At 59.5% G+C, this 9,008-nt stretch carries 14 protein-coding genes; 9 read left to right on the top strand and 5 right to left on the bottom strand.

Annotated features, from left to right (window positions below):
• Nucleotides 1-66 precede the first annotated feature (66 nt).
• From B3605_RS08800 to B3605_RS08790, 3 genes are all read left to right on the top strand, one after another.
• Nucleotides 67-228, top strand: a complete 162-nt coding sequence (locus B3605_RS08800) for a hypothetical protein (protein WP_018897457.1) — start codon at nucleotides 67-69, stop codon at nucleotides 226-228.
• A gap of 46 nt (nucleotides 229-274) precedes the next feature.
• Nucleotides 275-1,048 carry an APH(3') family aminoglycoside O-phosphotransferase gene (locus B3605_RS08795; RefSeq protein ID WP_296433536.1) on the top strand — a complete coding sequence of 258 codons (774 nt, stop codon included), beginning with the start codon at nucleotides 275-277 and terminating at the stop codon, nucleotides 1,046-1,048.
• Nucleotides 1,049-1,171: 123 nt separating this feature from the next.
• Entirely contained in the window at nucleotides 1,172-1,552 is a 381-nt protein-coding gene (locus tag B3605_RS08790; RefSeq protein ID WP_112944370.1) for a DUF427 domain-containing protein, read from the top strand.
• 194 nt (nucleotides 1,553-1,746) lie between these two features.
• Here B3605_RS08790 and B3605_RS08785 read toward each other — a convergent pair whose 3' ends face one another.
• On the bottom strand, nucleotides 1,747-2,787 hold the full coding sequence (locus tag B3605_RS08785) for a porin (protein ID WP_112944369.1): 1,041 nt from the start codon (nucleotides 2,785-2,787) through the stop codon (nucleotides 1,747-1,749).
• Between the two features lie 493 nt (nucleotides 2,788-3,280).
• On the opposite strand from B3605_RS08785, the gene B3605_RS08780 reads away from it, so the two are divergent.
• The 5 genes from B3605_RS08780 (at nucleotide 3,281) to B3605_RS08760 (ending at nucleotide 6,212) form a co-directional block, all read left to right on the top strand.
• Complete coding sequence (locus B3605_RS08780; protein ID WP_112944368.1) at nucleotides 3,281-4,246, top strand: LysR substrate-binding domain-containing protein; 966 nt, start codon at nucleotides 3,281-3,283, stop codon at nucleotides 4,244-4,246.
• 125 nt (nucleotides 4,247-4,371) lie between these two features.
• Nucleotides 4,372-4,725 (top strand): DUF1428 domain-containing protein, encoded by a 354-nt coding sequence (locus B3605_RS08775; protein WP_296433535.1) that lies wholly within the window; start codon nucleotides 4,372-4,374, stop codon nucleotides 4,723-4,725.
• 77 nt (nucleotides 4,726-4,802) lie between these two features.
• Entirely contained in the window at nucleotides 4,803-5,225 is a 423-nt protein-coding gene (locus B3605_RS08770; protein WP_112944366.1) for a secondary thiamine-phosphate synthase enzyme YjbQ, read from the top strand.
• 101 nt (nucleotides 5,226-5,326) lie between these two features.
• Entirely contained in the window at nucleotides 5,327-5,641 is a 315-nt protein-coding gene (locus tag B3605_RS08765; protein ID WP_111562266.1) for a hypothetical protein, read from the top strand.
• Between the two features lie 175 nt (nucleotides 5,642-5,816).
• Nucleotides 5,817-6,212 carry a hypothetical protein gene (locus B3605_RS08760; RefSeq protein ID WP_112944397.1) on the top strand — a complete coding sequence of 132 codons (396 nt, stop codon included), beginning with the start codon at nucleotides 5,817-5,819 and terminating at the stop codon, nucleotides 6,210-6,212.
• A gap of 104 nt (nucleotides 6,213-6,316) precedes the next feature.
• On the opposite strand, the gene B3605_RS08755 is transcribed toward B3605_RS08760, so the two are convergent.
• Nucleotides 6,317-7,267, bottom strand: coding sequence for a DMT family transporter (locus B3605_RS08755; RefSeq protein ID WP_112944365.1), 951 nt, complete (start codon nucleotides 7,265-7,267; stop codon nucleotides 6,317-6,319).
• A 193-nt stretch (nucleotides 7,268-7,460) separates the two neighbouring features.
• Complete coding sequence (locus tag B3605_RS08750) at nucleotides 7,461-7,721, bottom strand: hypothetical protein (RefSeq protein WP_111562265.1); 261 nt, start codon at nucleotides 7,719-7,721, stop codon at nucleotides 7,461-7,463.
• Nucleotides 7,722-8,106: 385 nt separating this feature from the next.
• On the opposite strand from B3605_RS08750, the gene B3605_RS08745 reads away from it, so the two are divergent.
• A complete protein-coding gene (locus B3605_RS08745) occupies nucleotides 8,107-8,595 on the top strand; it encodes a GAF domain-containing protein (protein ID WP_112944364.1) in 489 nt (162 codons plus the stop codon).
• Nucleotides 8,596-8,668: 73 nt separating this feature from the next.
• Here the strand turns inward: B3605_RS08745 and cydX are convergent, their stop codons facing one another.
• Nucleotides 8,669-8,779, bottom strand: coding sequence for a cytochrome bd-I oxidase subunit CydX (gene cydX, locus B3605_RS08740; protein WP_018897469.1), 111 nt, complete (start codon nucleotides 8,777-8,779; stop codon nucleotides 8,669-8,671).
• Nucleotides 8,780-8,791: 12 nt separating this feature from the next.
• Nucleotides 8,792-9,008 (bottom strand): cytochrome d ubiquinol oxidase subunit II (locus B3605_RS08735; RefSeq protein WP_296433534.1); only part of this gene is annotated, 217 nt, incomplete at its 5' end.

The following is a 9,008-nucleotide window of genomic DNA, read 5'->3' as shown; positions in this document are numbered from 1 at the left end:
ACACAAGCATGACCGCCTAGCTTTGTCCCATCGCCGGATGTTAGCGGCACAAGAGGGGACAATGACATGTCGAACGAAATCGAGCGCTTTTTCGAACAGCAGGACGAAGCCACCAAGGTGGCAATCATCGAAAGCCGTGGCGACGAGTTGACCGACATGCTGGTATCCGCGCTCGAAGACGCGCTTTCCATCCTCCACGGCGAAATGCAGCCCGAAACATTGCACTGATCGTTGACGCCTCGATAGAGGCGGGCGCGACTGCCTGAGGCCTAGCTTGGCGCATCCCGTTGCATTGGACAGCTTTATCGCCGGCTATTCCTGGGGTCGTGATCCCGTGGGTCGGTCGCCATCCGAGGTGTTTCGCCTGGAGCGTGAGGGTGCGCCCACGCTCTATCTCAAGCGCGAGACGCGGAGCGCGCATGGCGAATTGGCGGACGAGGCAGCGCGCTTGCGATGGCTGTCCGGCCAGGGGCTGCCGTGTCCCGATATCATCGCCTTCACCACCGATGACGACTATGATTGGCTGCTGATGAGCGCCCTGCCTGGCCGCGATCTTGCTTCAGATTCGACGCTTGATGCCGAGGCGCAGGTGATGATGCTGGCCTCGGCGTTGCGCGCTCTACACTCCCTCGACATCGCCTCGTGCCCCTTCGATCACCGCTGGTCGAAACGGCTTGCCGTTGCCGAGCGGCGTATGCGGGCCGGGCTGGTAGATGAAGAGGATTTCGACGAGTCGCGGCTTGGGCGCAGCGCCGCCGATCTCTATTCGGAGCTTTACCGGATGCCTGTTGGCGCGGAGGATCTGGTCGTCACCCACGGCGACGCCTGCCTGCCGAACTTCGTGGGATCGGATGATGTGTTCACCGGTTATATCGATTGCGGCCGTCTCGGCGTCGCGGATCGCTACCAGGACATTGCTCTTTCCTGCCGCAGCATGGCTGCGAATTTCGGCGAGGCGTTCGTCGAGCCGTTTTGCCGACACTATGGCATCGCATCGTTGGATGTTGGAAAAATGGCGCGATATCAGATGCTTGATGAGTTCTTCTGACGGGTTGATTCAGGGCCGATGAAGGCGTCTGCACGGTTCGATCACCGCAAGTTTACGCCGATTCTGCTGCAAATGAGCGCCGTGCTCCCCATATCGATGTCATGAACATCCAAGGAGCCGCCAATGTCCGCCCAGCCGATGAAGATCCCCGATCCGGATCATCCGATCACGATTGCTCCCAATTCGAAACGCGTGTTGGTCACTTGGAATGGCCGCGTGGTGGCCGATAGTCGAAAGGCGCTGACCTTGAAGGAGGCGAGCTATCCCGCTGTCTTCTATGTCCCTCGTGACGATGTCGACATGGAATTGCTAACCCGCAGCACGCACAAGAGCTTTTGCCCCTACAAGGGCGAGGCGTCCTATTACAGTATCGCGTCGGATGGGCAGCGTTCGGAAAACGCTATCTGGAGCTATGAAGATCCCTCGGATGCCGTCAGCGAGATCAAAGGCTATGTCGCCTTCTACCCTGATCGTGTCGACTCCATTGAAGAGTTGACGACTTAGGGGAGGCGAGACGCCGACGGCTTAGAGAGACGTGGGTTCGGCGATCGGTCGCGGCAAACCTGTCTCTGAAAAATCAAGGATCGGTCCGGCAGGGAAACCGGACCAATCCCCGTAACTGATCGGAGGTCAATCGGATCAGAAAAGGCAAACTTGTGAAAGGTGCCCCGGCCTAGACCGGGGCGCCGATAGTCATATTAGAACGCGCGCTGAAGGCGGAAGAAGCCCTTCGTTACGTCGTCTTCATTGTCAACGTCGGTGTAGTCGACGGTAGCCTTGGCGTAGAGGTTGTCTACGATCTGGTAGTCAACGGTTACGCCGACCTTCCAAGCGTCGTTAGACGAGAAGTCGGTGTTCGTTGCATTGTGGCCGTAGTTGCCGAAGTACTGAGCCATCGGGGTGATGGTCCACTTGTCGGTGATCTTTGCTGCGTATTCAGCAGCAACGGTCCACTCGGACTCGTCGTAGTAGCTGTTGATGCCGGTTGCATAAACAGCGGCCAGGCCGAGGGTGCCAGGTCCGATGTCAGCGAAGAGCATGCCACGGATGGCGCCTTCTTCGTTTTCCTTGTCGTAGGAACCGATGAGCTGGTAGGATACTACGCCAGCCTTGCCGCCGATTGCAGCAGCTACGCCGAAGTTGTTGCTGCCGCTGCGGGTACCTGGCTCGCCGTCGACAACGAGGCCCTTCTGTGCGCCGTCTTCCAGTTCGTCGATCGAAATGCCAGCGTAGAAGTCGCCGGATTCGTACTGATAGCGAATGGAGTTGTGCAGGGTCTGGTAGCTGGACAGAACGTCCGGCTCGCCGCTCAAATCGTCATCCCACCAGCTGTAGAACAGACCAGCGCGCAGGCCAGCGATGTCGATGTAGGCGGAGTCGAGCGTGGAGGTCGACCCAGCGTTGTCGCCGTTGTTACGGAGAACGATAACGCCGGTGAGCGGGCCGTACTCGGTGTCGCTCTTGGCAGTGAACTGAACCTGGGCGCGCGTACGAGCGTTCCAGTCAGACGAACCCTTCTGGTTCGGGCCGCCGTATACTTCAAAACGCAGGTAACCGCCGACCTTGAGGCAGGTTTCGGTGCCCGGGATGTAGAAGTAGCCGGTGCCGTAAGCGTCGCAGACGCGAACGTATTCTACTGCTTCAGGCTCAGCTGCGACGATGGCGTCGGCAGCGAAGACGGGGGACGCGGCGGCAGCGAGAGCTGCTGCGGACGTCAGCATAACCATCCGAATGTTCATTTGAAATCCATTTCCTTTTAGAAGAGACCGTCGCCACACACTGGGAGGTGATAGGCAACCGTTCCGGTAAACAGCCTTTCGGCACGCGGATCAGCGAACCGCTGAATCTCTTCTCTCATTACTCATTAAATCTATCAATTCGGATGGTGAGGAAATCGTTGTTTGTGAAACTTGTTATGTCTGAATTGTGATTAATTTGCCACAATATCAAATACTTAGGCATATAGACGCAGTGCCCCGGCGGCTGCGGAGCAACATGATATCAAAGCCATTTCGGGTGCCGTGGAGCACGATGCGGTCGCCAAGTAGACACATTGGCGTCAATGTCGGCGAGATAATGTGGCGCTGCAGCAAATTGAAGAGGGTTCGCTGGAACGCTATGTTCCAAATTTGGAACGAAACTATTCAGGCGGCGGTTGGCATCCTTGAACAAGGGGCGTATGCGACTTGCTGAGGGTCGCACTTTAGCATCCCTTTGTAAAAGGAATCCCTAATGCCGGCGACCGAAACCATCTTCCCGGATATGAACGATTTTGCTTATTTTGCAGCGGTTGTCCGCTATGGCGGCTTCTCCGCGGCGGGGCGCGTACTGGGTTTGCCGAAGTCGAAACTCAGCCGGCACATCAACGCGCTGGAAGATCGGCTGGGGGTCCGTTTGATCGAAAGAACGGTGCACAGGTTCCGTGTGACCGAAATTGGTCAATCACTATATGTTTACTGCGAGAACATGATCCGTGAAGCGGAACGCGCCACCAAGGCTGTTGCCGATGTCAACGGTGAACCGCAGGGGACGATCAGGCTTAGCGTTCCAACGGGGCTGCTTGAGGGATCGCTCGGCGCGATCTTTCCGGAGTTTCTGCTGCTTCATCCAAAGATCCAGTTGCAGATTCTCGCCACCGACCAGCGTGTCGACATCATCAACGACCGACTCGATCTCGCCATCCGGGCGCAATTGACCGAAGAGACCGACGCCGAACTGACGATGCGCGTCTTGAGCAAGGTCGATCTCATCCTTGTCGCCAACAAGGACATGGCGGCGCGACTGCCAAAGGGGGAGGGCATAGAATCGCTTGAAGGTGTGCCGACCGTTTCGTTCACCAGCGGCATGGCCGAGTGGCGCGAGGTCGATGTCTGGGATTTCACCGGCCCCGATGGTGCGCTGCACAGGCACGAGCATCGACCGCGCATGAGCTGTCGCAGCGTGCCTGCCGTTCTGGAAGCCATCCATGCTGGCGTGGGCGTCGGGCTTCTTCCCGATATCGTTTGCGCCGAAGGGCTGCGGCACGGAACGCTGGTGCGCCTGCTGCCTGACTATCAGATGTCCCAGGCCACCATCTATCTGGTGTTCACGGCATCGCGCGGCTTGCCGACGGCGGTGCGCACGCTTGTCGATTTCCTCGTCGAACGCTTCCGAACGTTCAACGTTGCCGCCGAGGGTGATCGCGCGGGTACAGCGTAAGTCTGTCCTTCTCGGCGTGCCGGACATCTTGTCCAGCAGACATGGCGCCTATCTTGAAAGAGGTGTCGGTTCGGGTGCGCCTCGTTCGTCCTTGAAGCGATGCCAACGTTCAAGGGAGAAGAATCATGTCCTATGTCGACGGTTTTATCGTTGCCGTGCCGAAGAAGAATATCGAGGCATACAAGGCGCTTTCGGCCAAGGCCGGCGCTGTCTGGAAGTCACATGGCGCGAAGGATTATGTCGAATGCGTCGCGGACGACGTGCCCTATGGCGAGTTGACGTCGTTTCCGCGTGCGGTTCAGGCAACCGATGACGAAGTCGTGGTGTTTTCGTGGATCACTTATGATTCGCGCGAGCAGCGTGATGAGATTAATGCGAAGGTCATGGCGGATCCTGACCTGCAGGTCACCGAATGCCTTGATATCTTCGATGGCAAGCGGATGATCTATGGCGGTTTCGTTCAGCTGCTTTGGCTTTGACGCGAACCGATCACCGGCATTGACATGGCGGCGGGTGCGCGCGACCTCTGGGCGGAGTTCATGTCCGGAGGTGCCCTATGCCACAAAAAATTCTCAGCCTGCAGACCCGCGGGCAGGGCCTTTATGAGTTTACCGATCAGATCGCTGCCTTCGTGCGGTCGGCCGATATGGAATCCGGGCTGCTCACCGTTTTCGTGCGGCACACCTCGTGTTCGATGCTCATTCAGGAGAACGCGGATCCGGATGTGCGCACCGATCTCAATGGATTCTTTCGCCGCCTCGTGCCGCCATCGTCCGATCCGTCGATGCGCTGGATCGTCCACACGATGGAAGGACCGGATGACATGCCCGCCCATATCAAGGCGGCGCTGACGCAGGTCTCGATCGGCATTCCCGTGATGGATGGTCGCCTTGTTCTCGGCACCTGGCAGGGGATCTATCTGTTCGAACATCGCGAAAGTCCGCACAGGCGCGAGGTCGTGCTGCATCTTGGCAACTGAACCAAATGTGAACGGCCGGTTCGAACATCGTTCATTTTCAGACGTTTATCGTTTGTCCAATCCCGCAAGGGAGACCATTGATAACAAATGAAAGCATGAACATGACCCATTTTATCGCCAAAGCTTCGTTCGCCGCCATCCTTGCAATTGCGTCCATTCCCGCGACGTTCTCGGTTGCGTCAGCCGCCAGCCCCGAGCGTGCATCGGTCATCGAGATCCAGTACCACCGCCCCGCTCCGCCGCGCGCATGCTCGCCGATCCGGGCCGTAGAGAAGGCGCGTTATGCCGGTCTGCGCAATGCGCGCGTCACTGATATCACGCCGCGCCGCGTTGTCGTTTCCGGCCGTGGCTATCGCGGCCATTGGGACCGCATGTTCTTCGCGAACGTTCGCGGTTGCCCCGAGATTCGTCGCTGATCCGCCGCTAATCGGATCTAGCCACAATAGGAACTGCATCGCCTTGGCCGCGCCATTTTCAGCCTGCTTTGTGCGAATCGCATAACAATGCGTTTATCCGGGAGGGCCGTTCTTTTGACCGGCCGAGAGAATCGAAAAAGGAGCGCGGTCGCGACCGCGTGATATGGAGATTTCGATGATGCAGTTTCTGACCAAGGCGGGGATTGCCCTGGTACTGAGCGCCGGCACGCTTGCCGGCGCTACGGTTCCGGCCTCCGCTCAGGTGGACATCTACATAGACGGCGGTCGTCCGCCACCGCCTCCAGGCTACGGGCGCCCACCACCGCCTCCAGGCTATGGCCGGCCGCCACCGCCGCCGGTTTATGGCCGCCCACCGCCGCCACCCCCGTATGGCGGCCGGCCGCGTGGTTGCGATCCGCGTCTGGCTGAAGACAAGGCGATGGATTACGGCTTCCGCCGTGCCCGTGTGGTCGATATCACGCCGCGTCGGGTGATCGTGCAGGGCTTCACGCGTCGTGGGCCCGACGAGATCACCTTCGGTAACGTTCGCGGATGCCCGGTCCTGCGCTGATAGGCCGGTTCCGATAGTTTGAAATGAAACCACCCCTGCCTGCGTGGAGACGCGGACAGGGGTGGTTTCGTTTTGGGGTGATGTTTCTGCTGCCGCCGCGGCGGTTAGACTTTCGGCGCGTTTTCGCCGGCAGCCGAGGTCGCAAGCGGCGCCTGGCTGTCGGAGGAGACGACCGAGGTCGGCAGCGGCGTGCCGCGCTTGCGTTCGCGAGCGAGCGTCAGCAGGCCGGAGCAGATGATCAGCAAGATGCCGCCCGCCATCGGCAGGTCGATCGCGTCGTCGAAGATCAGGTAGCCGAAGGCGATCGCCCAGAGCATCTGGCTGTATTGTGGCGGCGCCACGAGATTGGCGGGCGCGATGCGGGCGGCGGTCATCAACAGCACGTTGCCGGCTGCGCCAAGCAGGCCGTAGCTTGCGATGAACAGCCACTGCCGTGGTGTCGGCATGACGAATTGCGAGGCCATCAGGACGCCGCTGACGATGATGGTGCCGAGCAGGGCGGCGCCGTACAGCGACAGGCGCTTTTCGGCCGGACCCATTTTTCTCAGCACAACGATCGAAATCGCCGCAGTCAGGCCGCCGATTGCCGCCGCCAGATGACCGACCGAGAGTTCGCGGAAGCCGGGACGCAGCACCACCAGAACGCCGAGGAAGCCGACGATGACGGCCGCCCAGCGCTGCCAGCGGACATCTTCCTTGAGGAAGATGACGGACAGGATGGTGACGAAGGAGGGCAGCAGGAAGAGCAGGCAGAAGGCTTCCGCCATCGGCAGCAGCGTGAAGGTGATGATCGAGGCAATGGCGCCGATCGCGCCGCAGACGAAGCGTACGAGCCACAGCGCGCGGTTGGTCGAGCGCACGACATCCAGCCAGGAATCGTCCTTGGCCTTGATGAAGGGCAGGGCGGCGGTACCGAACAGCGCGCCGATGAAGGCGATCTCGTAGGACGGGATGCTGCCGTGGAGAATCTTGATCGAAGCGTCGCTAAACGCGAACACGGCATAGGCGGCAAACGCGATGAGAACGCCGCGCGCAGGCGAATGGGGAGCAGTCATGGGAGCAGTTTCAATTTGAAGAGAGCTTCGGGCGCCGGAGCATCGTTGCCGACGAGGCGGTATAATTCAGAATGCTGCCCTGCACAATTGCCGAGAAAGGCGCTTCGCTTTTAAAGCAAGCGGTGTGATGACGGCGCCACGCCGCGCCAGGCGTGGCGGCGATCCGCCACCACGTTTCGTCAATGGAACCCGCTCAGTTGGAGCCGCGTCTGAGCGCCGGCCCATAGTCGCGGTAGATGCTGAGGCAATCGGTGTAGCTCAGCGATTCGTTGGCGCCGTAGATCACATGCGCGCTTGATGCGTTTGTAGACGCTTCCTCTGATACGAAGAGGATGGCTTCGCCCAGCGACTTGCCGGTGATCGGCGCATCGGTGCCATCGTCGAGCGTTATTCCCTTTATGACTGCGGCAATCTCGCGGTGGCTGAAAACTGCCTGTCTGTCTTCCGGTGTCATTGCCTTTACCTCGAACTGAAACTGAAAATGAATGGTTCTATCGTTGCCGGCCAATACCTGCGCCGACGATCGCGCGATGCCATCGCCTTGCGGGTTCGATGGCAGGCAGACGTGCGCGAGCACGGCCTTTTCGCGTCTGTATACGTCGATCTGATGTCGCCGGCGGCCGCCAGCGTCGGATATCCGATCGACATATTATGGACATATGGCCCGATCGCCGCCGGACAAGATCGCTTCCTTCAATCCCCTGTGAATTTAAAAGGAGCCGGCGTGAATTCACGCGGTGATTGCGGGCGAAGGCTGCACGGCGACGAATTGGCAAGTGACGGGCGGATCGCTATATCAGGCCCAACGCGTGCAAGCATTGACTGGAAGGTGAACCGACATGTTTCAAACGGCGATGATCGATCAGGCCGACAAGAAGGAATTCTATCGCGAGCTCGCGCAGCAGCTGACCGGGCTGCTTCACGGCGAGCGCGATGTCATCGCCAACGCGGCCAACACCTCGGCGCTGATGTTCGAGATGATGCCGGAGCTCAACTGGGCCGGTTTCTATTTCCTGAAGTCGAAGGACGAACTGGTGCTCGGGCCGTTCCAGGGGCGTACCGCCTGCGTGCGGATCGCGGTCGGACGCGGCGTCTGCGGGACGGCGGTCGAGAAGGGTCAGTCGATCCTCGTCGAGGACGTGCATGCCTTCCCCGGCCATATCGCCTGTGACGCTGCCTCACGCTCGGAGCTTGTCGTGCCGCTCAGCCACAATGGCGAGATCCTCGGCGTCATCGATCTCGACAGCCCTGTCACGTCACGCTTCGATGCGGACGATCAGGCGGGGATCGAGGCGCTGGCGGATATTTTCGTTGCGGCCAGTTACTGACGTCGATTTCCTTCAGTGAACGAGAAGAGGCTGCGCCCGGACAGAGCGCAGCCTCTTTTGTTTGTCCTGTCACTCAGGACTTCTTCTTCTTGGCCTCATCGTCGATCAGCTCGTACCACATGGCGTTGAGGACGGCGAAGGCGGCCGCGAGCGGCAGGCCAAGGATCCATGCGAAATACCACATCCTATTTCTCCTTCAGTATGCGTGACCGCTTTTGTCGGTGATCTGCTTCTCGTCGACCTTGCCCCAGAGCACTTTGTAGACCCAGGCCGTGTAGGCGAGGATGATCGGCAGGAAGATCAAAGTGACGACGAGCATGATAAACAGCGTCAGGTGGCTCGACGATGCATCCCAGACCGTCAGGCTCGACTTCGGATCGAGCGAGGAGGGCAGGATGAAGGGGAACATCGAG

Origin of the sequence: Rhizobium sp. UBA1881, assembly GCF_002338015.1 — a bacterium.
GTDB lineage: Bacteria > Pseudomonadota > Alphaproteobacteria > Rhizobiales > Rhizobiaceae > Rhizobium.
Note: the sequence above shows the minus strand (reverse complement) of the source record. Positions and strands in the feature narration are given on the sequence as shown.